At 37.9% G+C, this 17654-nt stretch carries 9 protein-coding genes and 5 pseudogenes; 5 read left to right on the forward strand and 9 right to left on the reverse strand.

The genetic code is table 11. The features are described from left to right. Positions 1–241: 241 nt before the first annotated feature. The 5 genes and pseudogenes from JCM17102_RS25755 to aroQ all read right to left on the reverse strand — a co-directional run bounded on the left by JCM17102_RS25755 (position 242) and on the right by aroQ (position 4368). Positions 242–1467: pseudogene (locus JCM17102_RS25755) on the reverse strand (FtsX-like permease family protein). After that, positions 1464–1795, reverse strand: a pseudogene (gene rbfA, locus JCM17102_RS25760) (30S ribosome-binding factor RbfA). Before rbfA ends, JCM17102_RS25755 begins: the two co-directional pseudogenes overlap by 4 nt. Positions 1796–1811: 16 nt before the next feature. Beyond that, positions 1812–2450 carry an O-methyltransferase gene (locus tag JCM17102_RS01790; protein ID WP_025073738.1) on the reverse strand — a complete coding sequence of 213 codons (639 nt, stop codon included), beginning with the start codon at positions 2448–2450 and terminating at the stop codon, positions 1812–1814. Between the two features lie 10 nt (positions 2451–2460). Beyond that, positions 2461–3917: pseudogene (gene pyk, locus JCM17102_RS25765) on the reverse strand (pyruvate kinase). 28 nt (positions 3918–3945) lie between these two features. Next, complete coding sequence (gene aroQ / locus JCM17102_RS01800; RefSeq protein ID WP_025073739.1) at positions 3946–4368, reverse strand: type II 3-dehydroquinate dehydratase; 423 nt, start codon at positions 4366–4368, stop codon at positions 3946–3948. 146 nt (positions 4369–4514) lie between these two features. Between aroQ and xerD the strand changes: the two genes are divergently transcribed. From xerD to JCM17102_RS28770, 5 genes and pseudogenes are all read left to right on the forward strand, one after another. Continuing rightward, a complete protein-coding gene (xerD, locus tag JCM17102_RS01805; RefSeq protein WP_025073740.1) occupies positions 4515–5474 on the forward strand; it encodes a site-specific tyrosine recombinase XerD in 960 nt (319 codons plus the stop codon). Positions 5475–5610: 136 nt separating this feature from the next. Next, on the forward strand, positions 5611–7305 hold the full coding sequence (locus JCM17102_RS01810; protein ID WP_025073741.1) for a tetratricopeptide repeat protein: 1695 nt from the start codon (positions 5611–5613) through the stop codon (positions 7303–7305). 111 nt (positions 7306–7416) lie between these two features. Next, positions 7417–8484, forward strand: coding sequence for a TlpA disulfide reductase family protein (locus tag JCM17102_RS01815; RefSeq protein ID WP_025073742.1), 1068 nt, complete (start codon positions 7417–7419; stop codon positions 8482–8484). Positions 8485–8496: 12 nt separating this feature from the next. Further along, positions 8497–10034: pseudogene (locus JCM17102_RS25770) on the forward strand (YifB family Mg chelatase-like AAA ATPase). Positions 10035–10192: 158 nt separating this feature from the next. Continuing rightward, on the forward strand, positions 10193–10426 hold the full coding sequence (locus tag JCM17102_RS28770; RefSeq protein ID WP_345719275.1) for a DUF302 domain-containing protein: 234 nt from the start codon (positions 10193–10195) through the stop codon (positions 10424–10426). Positions 10427–10595: 169 nt separating this feature from the next. On the opposite strand, the gene JCM17102_RS01830 is transcribed toward JCM17102_RS28770, so the two are convergent. From JCM17102_RS01830 to JCM17102_RS25780, 4 genes and pseudogenes are all read right to left on the reverse strand, one after another. After that, on the reverse strand, positions 10596–11486 hold the full coding sequence (locus tag JCM17102_RS01830) for a glycoside hydrolase family 43 protein (RefSeq protein ID WP_275564307.1): 891 nt from the start codon (positions 11484–11486) through the stop codon (positions 10596–10598). 966 nt (positions 11487–12452) lie between these two features. After that, the gene (locus JCM17102_RS01835) at positions 12453–13436 is read right to left on the reverse strand and encodes a glycoside hydrolase family 43 protein (RefSeq protein WP_033886420.1); all 984 of its coding nucleotides are present in this window, start codon (positions 13434–13436) and stop codon (positions 12453–12455) included. 50 nt (positions 13437–13486) lie between these two features. Beyond that, a complete protein-coding gene (locus JCM17102_RS01840) occupies positions 13487–15538 on the reverse strand; it encodes an arylsulfatase (protein WP_025073745.1) in 2052 nt (683 codons plus the stop codon). Positions 15539–15600: 62 nt separating this feature from the next. Next, a pseudogene (locus JCM17102_RS25780) lies at positions 15601–17633 on the reverse strand (hypothetical protein). Positions 17634–17654: the final 21 nt, after the last annotated feature.

Raw genomic sequence — 17654 nt, forward strand, 5'->3', positions numbered from 1 at the left:
GGAAACATTATAATGCCTAATATAATAAGTACTCCTTCTAAATTAGTTTGCTATATGTGGATGATCTTCAATAGTATTAATTAATTATGATATACTACTTATTAGCCATTATATGACACTACTCAGTTTCAAAAATAAAAAAATAATCTTTAATACAAATGACTTTTATTAAATATCTGATGCAAGTATCAGAAAATCAAATACGAACTTTGCTATTTAAAGACAAGAGAAAAGAAAAATATCATAAAAGGCGCTTACTTAAATAACGTACAGGATACCATACAGAAAGGAATCCAACCGTCAACACTGTCACAAAAACAAGTACGATATCCCAGACATGAACACTCACAGGATAAGCATCTACCACAAAAGTACCATTTCCACCACCAAGAGTAATGATACCAAACTTATCTTGGATGAAACACAAAATCAATCCCATAATAATACCGGAAAAAGCACCGAAAAGAGAGATAAGCCGTCCTTCAAACAAGAATATTCGAGAAATCATTTTATCACTTGCCCCAAGACTACGCAATGTAACAACATCATCTTTCTTATCCAATATCAACATAGAAAGTGAACCTATCACATTAAAACAAGCGATCATTAAAATAAATGTTATAAGCAGATAGGAGACTAATTTCTCAATCTCCATAATACGAAATACATCTTCTTGTTGTTGATAACGGTTTTGCACTACAAAATCACTTCCCAGTATTTTTTCTATATTAGCTTGAACAGAAGCGAGATTCACGTTTGGCTTCAATTTCAATTCAATGGCAGAAACTTCTGTTGTATAATCCAACAGATGACGCAAGAAATCAAGAGAAGTAAGAATATATTTAGCATCATATTGCTGCTGATTTACAGAGAAAACAATGCCTGGAGAATAAAGATAATCATGATTGAAAGAAGCTCCCGGATTCGCCATATTTACTTTCACATTCCTTTTAGGAAGATATACCTGCAAAGGATCAACAAATTGCAATCCTGTACCAGTGTTGCCACTAACTCCACTCCCATAATCCCATAATCCACAATAGAATCATGGAGTAAAAATTCTCCAGCTCCATAAAGAAGGCTATCAATTTCAGTCAGCTGGTTAAAGTTATCTTCCACTCCTTTGAGAACTACCATAGCCTGACGATCTTTATACTGCACCATTGCATTCTCTTCAAGTGATTCTGAAAAGACATCTATTTCAGGCAATGCAGAAATCGCGCGAATCCGTTCATCCTGTCCATCAAACACTTTACCTTCACGCACAATAATCTTTAGTTCCGGATCGAATGCTGTGAAAAAGCTAGCTACCATATCTTGAAATCCGTTGAAAACAGAAAGAGTACAGACTAAAGCCAGCGTAGCAAGAGCTACTCCGCACACAGAAATGCCGGAAATGATATTAATAGCATTATGTTTCTTTTTAGAGAGAAGATAACGCTTGGCTATGTAGAAAGGAAAATTCACTTCAGCAATGAATCAATCTTTTCGATATAATCCAGAGAATCATCCACAAAGAACTTTAGTTCTGGATGATACGCAATTGATGACGTACCCGAGTCCCAAGTTCATAACGAATGGACCTCATATTTTCATTAATATTTTTCACCATTTCTTCTGCTTTCTCAGAAGGAAATATACTGAGGTAAACACGAGCAATGCTCATATCTGGACTGATCCGTACTGTACTTACAGATACCAATGTTCCATGCATTGCCTTGGTTTGCAACAGGAATATCTCGCTCAATTCTTTTTGCAACAGGCGAGAAATCTTATTCTGTCTGGTTGTTTCCATAAATCTACTCCTTATTTTACTTTTTTCTTATAATTGTCAATCCGTCACGCAAAGGTAAAATGACTTTCTCCACCCGTTCATCACCGGCAAGCAGATCATTGAATGCTTTTATGCCAATAGTCTGCGCATCTGTTTTACGGGGTTGTTCAAGTACATGACCGTCCCATAATGTATTATCAGCAATGATATATCCGCCGTCGGAAAGATGTGCCAATGTCATCTCATAATATTCTATATATTTGCGCTTATCTCCATCGATAAAAGCCAGATCAAACGTGATACCCAAATCGGGAACAAGTTCCAAAGCGTCACCTATGTAGAAACGGATTTTATCTGTAAACGGAGAATTTTCCAACCACGGACGAGTAAAGTCTTCTTGCTCATCATTGATTTCGAACGTATGCAACATCGCACCCGCCTGCAAACCTTCTGCCAGACAAAGAGCAGAATACCCACTATACGTTCCGATCTCCAAAATCTGCCGAGGCCGAATCATCTCAACAAACATTTTCAACATCCTTCCCTGTAAATGTCCGGAAGCCATACGGGGACGAAGTAGTTTCACATGCGTATCCCGATAAAGCGCTTTCAGATAATCGCTTTCCACATCGATATGCTGCAAAATATATTCGTCAATAGATTCGGTCTCCTGCATAAGATGTTCCTTACAAATAACGGTTATTGTTAGGTAACACAGTATCTTCTGCATGCTTCAACGCATCTTCCACAACATTAATTTCGAGGAAGGAAGTCTGCGTACCTTCTTTTCCACTGCTTAGATAGCCTACCATGTCGGCAGGTTGTAAACGCCCTTCCTTCAGCAAACGGCGTAAAGCAGCAAAATAATATTCTTGTCCATTGGCAAGTTCCGGCATATAGATAGCTTCCACACCATAAGAAAGAGCCAGATGACGCATTGTCTTTTCTTTATAGCAGATTGCCAATACAGGATACTTACCACGAAAAGCAGCTAAGTTACGGGCAGTACGTCCACTATAACTATCTGTAATAATGGCACGAATCTTCAACTTAGAAGTAGCCTTCACAGCCTGTTTAGCGAGGAATGCAGTAACATCATTGCTGTTCTCGTCCAATGGAATACGGATATCATTTTCTTCCAATTTATCTTTTTCTGCTTGAGCAGCAATCTTGGTCATAGTCTTCACCGCCTCAACAGGATATTTACCATAAGCCGTTTCGCCACTTAGCATTAAAGCATCTGTACGGTAATAAATAGCATTGGCGATATCAGTCACTTCAGCACGAGTCGGACGTGGATTATTAATCATTGTATGCAACATCTGAGTAGCAACGATTACAGCTTCTTTGCCAATATACATTTGCGGATCAATACACGTTGAATTCCCGGGATACGTTCTTGCGGAACTTCGATACCTAAGTCTCCACGAGCAACCATCACCCCATCAGCCACTTCAAGAATTTCGTCAATATTATCCACACCCTCCTGATTCTCAATCTTGGCAATGATCTTGATATCACTGTTATGAGCATCCAATATTGCGCGAATGTCAAGCACATCCTGACGATTACGAACAAAAGAATGCGCTATAAAGTCAATATCCTTTTCAATAGCATACAAGATATTATTACGATCTTTTTCCGTCAATGAAGGAAGGTTGATACGAACACCCGGTACATTTACACTCTTACGACTTCCAAGAGTTGCTTCGTTTTTCACTTCACAAAGGAGATAATCGGCCGTTTTATCAATAACTTCCAATTCCAAATCACCGTCATCAATCAAAATGGTACCACCAATATTCAAATCATGCACAAAATTCGGATATGAAACGGCAATACACTCGCGGGTAGTCTCCAAATCCGGATTACCTACAATTTTAACTTTCTCACCTATTTTATATAGAATCGGCTCAGCATTGGCAGTTGTACGCACTTCAGGACCTTTGGTATCCATCAATATCGCAATACGGTTAGATACCGCTCGCACATTTGCAATTAAAGCTTCAAAACCTTCACGACTGGCATGAGCCGTATTCATACGTACTACATTCATCCCTGCATCAAACAATTGTTTGATAAAATCTACATCACAACGCCTGTCCGAAATAGAAGCAACAATTTTAGTCTGTTTCAGTAACATAGTCTTTTTACCTATTTATATTATTATCTTATTTATTCTCTAACAAAGCTTCCAAAGCCAAATGATAAGAATTCAGCCCAAAACCACAGATTACTCCTTTGCAGGCACAGGCTATCATGGATACATGCCGAAAGGATTCGCGGCTATGCACATTAGAAATATGCACTTCTACCACAGGAGAAGTCACAGAACGAATGGCATCCTGCAATGCAATGGACGTATGTGTATATGCACCTGCGTTCAGGATAATTCCATCAACATCAAATCCGACTTGCTGAATGCAGTCAATCATTTCTCCCTCAATGTTCGATTGAAAATAGTCGATCTTCACGTCAGCATACTTTTTACGAAGTTCAACCAGATAGTCTTCAAATGTAACACTTCCGTATATGGAAGGTTCACGTTTACCCAACAGATTAATGTTCGGGCCGTTAATAATTTGTATCCTCATCACGTAATCCTGTTTTTTTAATACCTTTGCATCCAAAGAACAATATTTCAAGGTGCAAAGATAGTGCAAACCGAATGCAGAAACAAATTTATTTGTATTCTGCTGAGTGGCAGCCTATTTTCGCGGAGCAAAGGTAGAAAAAAGAAATGGAAATCAACGAAAAAATGCAAAAGAAGGAACAACAAGCACTGATAATCAGAAAGTATCAACAATACTTGAAGCTGGAAAAGTCTTTATCTCCCAACACGTTGGATGCCTATCTTACCGACTTAGATAAACTCATGAGTTTCCTGACCCTTGAAAGTATCGATGTGTTAGACGTATGCCTGGCAGATCTACAACGTTTTACTGCCGGACTGCACGATATCGGTATTCATCCCCGTTCTCAAGCACGTATTCTATCAGGTATCAAATCTTTTTTCCGCTTCCTGATTCTGTCTGATTATCTGGAAGCTGACCCTAGCGAACTATTGGAAGGTCCCAAGATCGGCTTTAAAATTCCCGAGGTACTGACCGTCGAAGAAATTGACGCCATTATTTCCGCAGTAGATCGTAGCAAAACGGAAGGACAACGTAACAGAGCTATTCTGGAAACTTTATACAGTTGCGGACTGCGAGTATCTGAACTTGTTAATCTCAAGCTTTCAGACCTTTATTTTGACGAAGGTTTTATTAAAGTAGAAGGAAAAGGCAGCAAACAACGCCTTGTTCCCATCTCCCCACGAGCAATTAACGAAATAAAACTTTATTTTATAGACCGCAACCAAATAGAAGTTAAACAAGACTACGAAGATTTCGTCTTCGTCAGCCAACGCAGAGGCAAATCTCTTTCGAGAATTATGGTTTTTCATATGATAAAAGAATTATCACAAGAAGCAGGTATTACCAAAAACATTAGTCCACATACTTTTCGCCACTCTTTTGCTACTCATTTGCTGGAAGGCGGCGCCAATTTACGAGCTATTCAATGCATGCTCGGACACGAATCCATAGCAACCACAGAAATCTATACACATATCGACCGTAATATGCTTCATAGCGAGATAATTGAGCATCATCCCCGAAATATTAAGTATCGGCAAGAAAAAGGAGGAGGTTTTTATTAAATTATGATAAAATCAGGCCTTATCTATATAATTATATTAAGAATTAATATCTTTGCCCTACTTTATTCTACCTTAGGCAGAAAAAGTGATTAAATAGGCGAAATTTCAATTACAAACATTTAATTTTATACCTAAAATGACTAAGAAGTTGTACTTGCCTTTACTCATGGCAATGGTTGTTGCATTATTCTCTTCTTGCAGCAAAAAAATGGGTGAATTGTCAGCAGATTACTTCACTGTAACTCCGCAAGTGCTGGAGGCTATTGGTGGCAAAGTTCCTGCAACCATTAATGGTAAATTCCCTGAAAAGTATTTCAACAAGAAAGCGGTAGTAGAAGTTACTCCGGTTTTGAGGTGGAATGGTGGCGAAGCTAAAGGTCAGCCTGCTACATTCCAGGGTGAAAAAGTAGAAGGTAACGACCAGACTATCTCTTACAAGATGGGTGGTAGCTACACAATGAAAACTTCTTTTGACTATGTTCCTGCAATGGCTAAGTCCGAATTGTACCTTGAATTCAAGGCTACTATCGGCAAAAAAGTGGTTACTATTCCCGCTGTTAAAATCGCTGATGGTGTGATTTCGACTTCTGAATTGGTAAACAATACTTTGGCTAACGCTAACCCGGCTTTGGGTGAAGACGCTTTCCAACGTATCATCAAAGAAAAACATGAATCTAACATCATGTTCCTTATCCAACAAGCTAACATCCGTTCAAGCGAGTTGAAAAAAGCTAAAGAATTCAACAAAGAAGTTGCTAACGTAAACGCTGCTGAAAACAAAAAAATCAGTAACATTGAAGTTTCTGCATATGCTTCTCCTGATGGTGGTGTAAGTTTGAATACTACTCTTGCTGAAAACCGTGAAGAAAATACAACTAAGTTGTTGAACAAAGATTTGAAGAAAGACAAAATCGATGTTCCTATGGACGCTAAATATACTGCTCAGGACTGGGAAGGCTTCCAAGAACTAGTTTCTAAATCTAACATCCAAGACAAAGAATTGATCCTTCGTGTAATCTCTATGTATCAGGACCCAGCTCAAAGAGAAAGCGAAATCAAGAACATTTCTGCTGTATACAAAGAATTGGCTAACACTATTTTGCCTCAATTGCGTCGTTCTCGTTTGACATTGAACTATGAGATCATTGGTAAATCTGACGAAGAAATCACTAAATTGGCATCTTCTAAACCTTCTGAACTGAATGTTGAAGAATTGCTGTATGCTGCTACATTGACTAACAATCCTTCTCAACAAGAAGCGATCTACACTCAGGCAACTAAACAATTCCCAAGCGATTACCGTGCATTCAATAACCTTGGTAAATTGGCTTATCAGGCAGGTAACATTGACAAAGCTGAAACTTTCTTCAAGAAAGCTGCTAGCGTAAATGCATCTCCTGAGGTTAATATGAACTTAGGTTTGATCTCTTTGATGAAGGGTGACAAGGGTGCTGCTGAAACATACTTCGGTAAAGCTGCTGGTACTAAAGAACTTGGCGAATCAATGGGTAACCTCTACATCGCTCAAGGTCAATACGAAAGAGCAGTAAACTCATTTGGTGATTCTAAGACCAATAGTGCTGCTTTAGCTCAGATTTTGGCTAAAGACTACAACAAAGCTAAAAACACTTTGGCTAATGTTCAAAGACCGGATGCTTACACAGACTACTTAATGGCTGTTCTGGGTGCTAGAACTAATAATGCTTCTATGGTAATTAGCAGTCTGAAGAGCGCTGTTGCTAAAGAACCTGCATTGGCTAAGAAAGCTGCAACTGACTTAGAATTTGCTAAGTTCTTCACTAACGCAGATTTCATGAGCATTGCTAAATAAGAGATTTATCACTTATTTTAAATATTAAGAATTGCCTGTCACGACAAATGACGGGCAATTCTTTTTTTTATCTGTAAAAAACCGTACTTTCGCAGAAAAGTAATCAAAGTAATGAAAAAGAGCAGTATTTTAATCCTCATAATCATCTGTTTAGTCAGTTGCAAAAAGACTTCGGATAAAGTCAGTATCACTGGAGAGATCAAGGGACTGGGAACAGATACAATTTACTTATATGGCATGGACGAATCGTATGACCGGATAGACACGATTTATGCCAATGATAATAAATTCTCTTTTACAACAAAAGTAGATACAGTTATTTCTGCTTATTTATTATTCAACAATCGGATAGAATATCCTATTTTCTTTAATAAAGGTAATAAAATCACTATCAAAGGAGATATAGCTAATCCGGATATTCTTTTTATTGACGGCAATATATATAATGAAGAATTCTCTAAATTTCAAAAGGAATTAGGAGAATATGAAAACCCTACTACGGAAGTTGTGGAACAGAAAGCCGAAGAGTTTATACAGCAGCATCACTCCTCATACGTAAGTCTCTATCTATTGGATAAATACTTTGTTCAAAAGAATACACCTGATTTCAACAAGATTAAAAAATTAATTGAAGTTATGACGGGAGTATTGCAGGATAAGTCATATATCGAACGTCTGAATGAAACAATGGCTCAGGCTGAAAAGACAGAAATAGGTAAATATGCTCCATTCTTCACCCTGCCTAATGAGAAAGGGGAAAAAATTTCCCGTTCATCTGAAGGATTCAAAGACAAGAATATATTAATCAACTTTTGGGCTTCATGGGGAGATAGTATTTCTAACCAACAAAACAATAAAGAGCTAAAAGCACTCTATCAAACATATAAGAAGAGTAAATACCTAAATATTCTTGGCATTTCTCTCGATATTGACAAGCAACAATGGAAAAATGGTATCAAACGAGATAGTTTAAGTTGGGAACAAGTATGTGACTTCAACGGAATGAATTCAGATATTGCCAAACAATATTCTATCAAACATTTACCCTCAAATGTATTACTCTCACCAGAAGGAAAAATTGTTGCTAAGAATCTGCATGGACAAGAGTTGAAAAAGAAATTGGAAGAGGTAGTTACCAAAGCAGAAGAAAAAGAAAAGAATAGTAAAAAGAAAAAATAATCACTAGCCATCGTGTTAATCAAAGTTTTCGGAGCGGCTGTTCAAGGAATTGATGCAACACTCATCACAATTGAAGTAAACAGCTCTCGGGGCTGCATGTTTTATCTCGTCGGCCTTCCGGATTCTGCGGTAAAGGAAAGTCATCAACGCATTATCTCTGCACTGCAAGTTAATGGCTATAAAATGCCTACCAGTAATTTAGTAGTCAACATGGCCCCTGCTGACATTCGTAAAGAAGGTTCTGCTTATGATTTGCCACTTGCAATCGGTCTTTTAGGTGCTAGTGAGACGATATCCTCTGAAAAGTTTTCACGCTATTTATTAATGGGTGAACTTAGTCTGGATGGTAGTATTCAACCCATCAAAGGAGCTTTACCTATTGCGATCAAAGCACGTGAGGATGGATTCGAGGGGCTAATTATTCCACAACAAAATGCGAGAGAAGCAGCTGTTGTTAATCAACTAAAAGTTTATGGAGTAAGTAATATTAAGGAAGTTATCGAGTTTTTCAATAATGAACGGGAACTAGTGCCGACAATTGTCAATACACGGGAAGAATTTTATGCCCAACAAAGTAACTTTGAATTTGATTTTGCGGACGTCAAAGGTCAAGAGAATGTAAAACGAGCTTTAGAAGTAGCTGCTTCTGGAGGACACAACCTAATAATGGTAGGTGCTCCTGGGAGTGGTAAATCAATGATGGCTAAACGCTTACCCTCTATCTTGCCTCCACTATCTCTAGGCGAAAGTTTAGAAACAACAAAAATACACTCTGTGGCAGGCAAATTGGGCCGTAACTCCTCGCTGATTACACAACGTCCATTCCGCGCACCACATCACACAATCTCTCAAGTAGCAATGGTAGGAGGAGGTAGTTTTCCACAACCCGGAGAAATCAGTTTAGCCACAATGGGGTTTTATTTCTAGACGAACTTCCTGAATTTTCAAGAAATGTATTGGAAGTATTACGCCAGCCGTTAGAAGACAGATGCATTACCATTTCTCGCGTCAGAAGCAGTATAAATTATCCGGCTAGCCTAATGTTGATCGCATCCATGAATCCTTGCCCTTGCGGATATTACAATCATCCAACAAAGCCCTGTGTTTGCAGTCCGGGACAAGTACAGAAATACTTAAATAAAATATCCGGTCCACTACTTGATCGAATTGATATTCAGATAGAAATAGTGCCTGTTCCTTTCGACAAGATTTCCGACCAGCGACGGGGAGAAACAAGTGCTATAATCCGAGAGCGGGTAATGAAAGCACGACAAATACAAGAAAAACGTTATAAGGATTTTCCCGGGCTACATTGTAATGCACAAATGAATAGCCAATTATTAGACATTTATGCGCATCCTGATGAGAAGGGACTTCAATTATTAAGAACTGCTATGACCCGGCTCAATTTATCAGCCAGAGCTTACGACCGTATATTGAAAGTAGCACGTACCATTGCCGACCTGGAAAGTTGCGAACAGATACTTCCTAATCACTTGGCAGAAGCAATCGGTTATCGCAATCTGGACAGAGAAACTTGGGCAGGATAAGAATAGCATAAAGAAAACAACACAAGGCCAGTTTAGTGTTGCCAAAACCATGGAAGGAATAGAGAATATCTTTAGAACAAAGGGAGTTCCGATATTTGCTAAATTTGATCATGGTAAAAACACTGAGGAAGTCGGGCTAAAAACTTCTCCCTAATCAAATAATAGTCTTCGGTTCCCCTAAAGTAACGAATCTGATGATTGAGTATTCAAGTATTTCTATCAAACTACCTCTAAAAATATCTGTATGGAAAGATATAAAAGAAAGTGTATGGGCTACTTTCCCACAGATGCAGCAATTAGTCACAGATTACGAAATGGATGACAATCCGATTATTATTAATATTCAAACTTTGTTGGAAGGTCTTGTGACAAAGACTGTATATGTGTATTAACAGCTAATTAATCTATTATTCTTCGTATTGACTTCTTAGAAAATTACCATTGCCAATATTCCCATGAAACAATAAAGAGAACATAGTTTTTTAAGTATGCTTAAAGTACCTGTTCTCTTCACTATCTTATGATATGTTTCAACTCAATATATCTTTCAAAACAATTCTCTTATTTCACCACTACGGGGCTAATTACATCACCATCAATAGTTATCACACCATCATCGGAGAAAGTAAGATCCTTAAAGTAAGAGGTACGTGGTTGTATTTTTTCTTGGCTCCAATGAGCATGGAAAATGTATTTGTAACTCCCATCTTTACACATAAAAGGAGCACCATGTCCCGTACCAACTAATTTCATAGTACGGTCTTTATCTTTGTGCAATATTGGATTTCCATCATACTTTTTCCAAGGTCCGAATGGAGAAGAGGCAGTAGCATAACCCACCGCATAATCCTTACTTTTATAATCATTGGCAGAATAAATTAGATAGTACAAGCCATTCTTTTTCAAAACGGAAGGTCCTTCTGTTACATTAGCTTGTACACGCTCCCATGGAGTCTCTGCTCTCACACACTCTACCAGAGTTTCTTCTTTAATACTTTTCAAATCTGCATTCATTTCAGCCACCCAAATAACATTTCCATTGGTAACACGCACAAAGTAGAGATAAGGAGTACCGTCATCATCAATAAATAGATTGGTATCAATACTCTTCTCCTTCCAGATAGGTTCTTTTTTATCCTGTACAAAAGGCCCTGTAGGACTATTAGAAGTAGCTACGCAAATATGCTCATTTACGGAATAAAACATATAAAATTTCTTTTGGGACTTTATATAGTATACTTCAGGAGCCCAATACCATGTAGTTCCCCAGGAATCTTTCGGTGATAATGCCAGTTTATTTTCCCGCCTCCAGTGTTTCAAATCATCTGAAATATAAACCTCAAAACCTTCGACATTTGTACCATAGGCATAGTATTTATCATTATAAAACAATACATAGGGGTCAGCGATAGGTAAACGATCTTCTATAATATCATCAGGTTTATTACTCAAATATGAGCCATTCCGATTTTCGGCACCACACGTCACTATAAGACAATAAAAAAAACAATAAAAAAACAAATAATCTCTTCATATTATAAGTTTGTTTTAATTTTATAATCCCAAAACAGAAATCACAACTTATATTCTACACGACAAATGTACAGAAATTCAGTAAGATACAAAAAACAATAATATAAAAACATCCGCATAATACTATAAAAGACACTAACATATTACCTCTTGCATAACAGTTAAATACATCTGGTTCATGGATAATCCATTTATGTCTTGGAGAAAAAAAATAGATATTTATTGTCATTCGTCACTTTTGAGAACCAAACCTCTGATAATCAATAATAGATTGGTGACAATAGTCGGTGAAAATAGAGTGACAATAAAAGTTAAAGACATATCTATTGTCACTTCCACCTTACTATTCTAATTACTTATTTCTCTAATAATCAGCGACTAATTACATAACAAATAATAATCTCGCGAGTAGTAAGATACAATTTAAAGATGTTAAGTCTAGAGTTTTCCACTCCATTTTCATCGGATTCTCTCATAAATCCATACTATGCAACCATTTCATTACTTGTTTTTTATTAATTAGTAGAATTGTTACTCAATCAATAATACGGTATGCAGTAGAACAAATACTGCTAACATTAACATACAAACAAGGCTCGATTACTGTTTTTTGCAAAGTACATATCCTCGTTTCACGTACATGAACCATTCGGATGAGGTACGTGAACCCAAAGGACCACGTACGTGAAGCCATGGGACCAAGTACGTAAAACGATATTTACTATCTCAAAAAGCCATTAATTGAAACCTCAAAACAACTAAACAAACGGCTTAATTCCTTTTATATAAAGGGGATAACGCAATTTTACACATCAAATCTATTCAACTGAAACAAAAAGATTGTTTTGCTTCTTTCTATCTATCTTTTTAAAGAGATACTCTATACTACTTCACCACTTCAGGTCTAATCAGTTCTCCATCAATAGAAATTACTCCATCATCCGAAAATGTAAAATCAGCAATGAACGAAGTACGTGGAGCTACTTTACTCTCGTTCCAATGAGCATGAAAGATATATTTATAACTCCCGTCATTGCAAACAAATGGCGCCCCATGTCCCGTACCAAACAATCCCGAAGCTACTTTTTGATCTCTCCGTAAAATAGGATTTCCGGTATATTTCTTCCAAGGACCTAGTGGTGAAGTTGCTGTTGCATATCCTACGGCATAATCCTGACTTTGATAATGGTTGGCTGAATAAATTAAATAATATGTACCGTTCCTTTTAAGTATAGAAGGACCTTCTGCCACTTTATCACGAATCGTCTCCCACCCATCTTCAGCACTAATGCATTGTTTCAAAGTTTTCTTCTTAACGCTTTTCAAGTCAGATTTCATTTCAGCCACCCAGATCACGTTACCACCCGTAAAACGTACAAAATAGAGATAAGGAGTACCGTCATCATCGATGAACAGACTGGTATCAATACTTTTTTCGTCCCAGATAGGTTCCTTCTTATCCTGTACAAACGGACCTTCGGGACTATCTGAAGTAGCGACACAAATATGTTCGTCTACAGAATAAAACATATAAAACTTATTTTTCGACTTTACATAGTATACTTCAGGAGCCCAGTACCATCTTGTTCCCCAAGAATCTTTTGGAGAAAGAGCTAATTTTTCTCCTTGTTTCCAATGTTTTAAATCATCTGATATATACACCTCAAAACCATTCCCATGTGTACCATAGGCATAATATGTACCATCATAATTCAATATATAAGGATCAGCAATAGGCAAATTAGATGACACCTTATCACAGGATTCATCTATTCGAGGTACTCCATCATTATTTGTACCATAACAAACAAACGACACACAACTGCAAAATAGCAACAAAGAGAATAGTCTTCTCAAATTACAACTCATAAACTAGCTTTTAAAGTATTATATATTTCTGTATCAATCTCTTCCAAATGTCATCTCAATATCTCAAGCCAAATCGTACCTTCTTCCGATTTTCCGACGTAAAATACCAACTGGTAACTTCCCTTCGAAGGTAACTCCAGTGATTCAAATTCAAAAGTCTGAACGCCATCTGTAAGTGGAACTACCTTATCTATATACTTAACGGACAAATTCCTCATTGTTTCCAGCCTGACAATCATATCTGATTTTTGCAATGACTTCGCTTTAAAACGAACAGATACCTTCTCACCTTTATTCGCATTGAATTCCCATTTCAAGAATCCCATTCTAGGCATATCTCCCGATTTAAGTATCTCAATCTTAGCAGTTTTCTTTCCCGAAATAACTTGCATAGTATCAATAGAAAATTTAATTTTTGCTTTTTCACCGTATGAGCATACCCAACCTCCGAAATTATCTCTAAATTCTCCATTTATACATTCGCGTTTGTAGTCACGCTGACGTTCGCCATAAAAACGAGTATCCATAGGAAGAACTCCAACCTCTGCCGCCCATTGTTTCCATGCAGCATAAAGTTCTAACTTTTTTTCGGGATATTTCGAGGAGATATCATTCATCTCTGTCGGATCCTTTTTTATATCATACAATTTGATTGAGTCTTCACTAAAGGTTTCTCCTTCCATCACTTTGGTGACAATCTTCCACTTGCCGTCTCTTACAGCAATGTTGGCTTCATGTTCCCAAAATGTTTTACCTCTTTCCGCTTTCTTCCCTTGCCAATCCGGAGTCAGGCTAACTCCCTGCATAGGAATAATTTTATGCCCTTTATACAATTGTGGATAGTCGGCCTTTCCTAGATCAACACAAGTAGCCATAATGTCTGTGATATGTCCATACTGGTCGATAAACGAATTACGCATTTTCTTCTTGATACCTTCAGGATAGTGTACTATCAACGGCGTAGCAATTCCTCCTTCATTCGTGTGATGTTTATACTCTTTATAAGGGGTGTCACTCAGGTTTGCCCAATTAATGCGGTAACTCTCATAAGTATCTTCCTTTCCATCAACCGCTTTCCTCTTACCTCCACTGATAAATTCGGCACATGCTCCATTATCGCTCAGAAACATAATCACTGTATTCTCTAATTGCCCCCTTTTCTCGAGTTCATCAATCACTCTGCCTATGCCTTGATCCATCGCATCTATCTGAGCGGCATAGATCGCCATACGCATAGCAAACTCATTCTGCTCTGTTTCTGAAAGACTATCCCATGCAGGAACTTTTGAATCACGAGGTGACATCTTTACATCTTTCGAAAACAACCCCATCGCTTTTTGCTTACGGAAACGTTCTTCACGTAAACGGTCCCAGCCAGCTTTATATACTTCCACATATTTATCTATATCTTTTTGCAAAGCATGCAAAGGCCAGTGTGGAGCTGTATAGGCAAGATATAAAAACAAAGGAGATCTTTCGTAATCATGACGATGAATAAAAACCGTAGCACTGTCACTGATAGCATGAGTAAAGTAGAAACTTCCATCTTTAGGGGATTGGAATTGATCATTATTATAGTTATAAGTGGTATTAAAGTAATTGGCTGCTCCCCCTACAATACCATAAAAACGATCAAATCCTCGCTGATTGGGCCAATTATCTTTAATACCTCCCTCATTCTGGCGGTCACTACTTACATGCCATTTACCACTCATATAAGTGCTATATCCGGAACCTTTCAACACTTCCGCTATCGTCATACATTCTTTGTTCAAGCATCCTTGATAAGATGGGCACTGCATATCAGCAGCAGCCATCCATCCCATTCCTGCCTGGTGAGCATACAATCCCGTTAAAAGGCTAGCACGAGTAGGACAACTTCTCGCACCATTATAAAATTGCCGGTAACGAAGCCCGTTTTTAGCCAATCGATCTAAATTAGGAGTTTCTACCTCTCCACCATAACACCCGATATCGGAGTATCCCATATCATCTGCCAAGATTACAATGATATTAGGTTTCCTTGTATTGCGAGTCTGGGCTAGCACAGAAACACTAACAGCCGCAATTGCGGCTGTTAGGATCAAGGGAAGTTTAATCATACGATTTGTCTTTTATACAAAATCATAGTATAATTACTTTATCTTTTCATCCATCATAAGGATTACTTTGTCAATAGTTCCTCTGCACGTCCCGGAGTAAACAATTCCCAAAGAGATGCAACCGTCCATCCTGGAGCAAAAATATCATTATAATATCCTTTTCCATTCTTTCCATAATCCAATTCGTGTGCTGTACCACTTCCGGATAATAACCAGTCAAGGAAATTCCACACAAATGTCCTTCATGAGGTAACAACTGTCTCATAGAAGTTGAGATAACTTCCGCAAAGTCAGAGAAGCGAGGTTCATTGTACTCTTTCGATAGCCATTGCAATACAGAGGCAAATTCAAATACAAACACATCGATATGATTATTTTCTACGGATACATTACCCCAGCCACGAGTTTTCAAACCGATATCACCCAACATTTGTCCCTGAGCAAAAGGAACATCCCATAAATAATACCATGACAAAGCAAAATAAGCAGCCTTCTTTGTCAAATCAGCATAATGACGACGTTCTTCTCCCTTGGTAATCAATGAAAGATAATAAGTAGCTGTAGCTGCATAAAGAGAAGCCTCTTTATCTTCACAGTTTGCATCGAGTGTAGAAGAGAAATAGTCGGATTTCGAAATCAACTCATTTTCCAGATAGGTTGCCGTACGTTTAGCACTCTCCAGATAACGTTTATCCTTAAAATATTTGTATCCCATCACAAGAGGTAAGGTTGCAGAAGGAGTACTACCGCCACTCTTATCTACAATCGTAAAGTCATCATTGAACTTACGCGGAAAGCTACCATCAGCATTTTGCAACCGTAACAGCATATCCAGCATTGTCTTCATGCGTTGTTCCCATTCCGGGTGACGGCGACCATTTTCTTTTTCATAAGCCAGATAATGAAGCATTGCGTAGATTCCTTCCGACTGACGACGAATACTATGAACCGGATCTTCAGTGTTACGATCAAAATTCACTGATTCTTTAAAGAAACCTGCCGGTGTAAAGCCATTCTTCAGATAGCTTTCAAATATTTTGGTACTGTTGTTTTTCAGGTCTTCGCGGTTGTTCTCCCAGCCATATTCTAATGCATTGAAAGCATTCAAAAGTACCCGTCCGATAAAACCAACTTCAGCCTGCCCATTTTTATGGCATTCATCAGTTCTAAGATGTATTCCGGAATTAAATACTAATGGATATTTTTCCACCAGACTGTTTACAAAGAAAGCACTCATTGTTTCCTTCATATCTGCTACAGAATAAGGAGTTTCAACTGGTTTCGGAGAGTATGTGTCATAGCAATATTCCCACGCATGTTGAATAAACTCAGAAAAGTCTTCTGCTTTATTTTCCGCAAGCACCCATGTTAATAATACAGTTTCCCCTTTCTTCAGGAATTGGAAAGCCTCTACTTCCGGTGCTAATGTAAGCTTGCGAATATAGGTTCTGGGAGCCTCACGATAAGGAAAGCCAAAAGAAAGAGTAGCTGTTCCGTTCTTGTTCTCAAAGCCTGTAAAACCGATGGAAGTTTTGCCAGAAAGAATAACCTCCCCTTCCCGATGGGTAGTCAGGGCATCATCCGTAAACGCGTCCAGACGATTTACTGTCATATAACTTTTTTCCTTCTCACAATAAATACCAGTAAGCGGTGCACTCAATCTATCTTCACGAACCAACCAGCTATCCGATGTATGGAATGACGGTGCCTCCTTCGGTGAACGAAGATTACGGCGATACCAGAAACCAGGCATGTAAAATTGACAATCATCATGGCGAAAACCTGTAGATACTTGCTGATTATAGTTAAAATAGACATCTTCTAATGCAGTAATGCACACTTTGATATTTACTTTGCCATCGATATTCTCCACTCTTTGAGAAATGGTCAAAGGAATACTTTCAGAAGCTTCCAATAAATAAGCAGAACCATCATTGTGCAACTTTTGCATGTTCAAGGGATATTGTTTTGCAATGTTTCCAGGCACCTTCAAAGAAATAGATGCAGAAGTGTTTTGCGGGACATAGTCAATAGCTTTAGCAGTCACTGTAAATGTTACAATAGCTATACCCAAAAATAAGTATTTCAAATTCATATAAATTAAATTATTCGAATC

The organism is Bacteroides faecichinchillae JCM 17102, assembly GCF_000614145.1.
Classification (GTDB): Bacteria; Bacteroidota; Bacteroidia; order Bacteroidales; family Bacteroidaceae; genus Bacteroides; species Bacteroides faecichinchillae.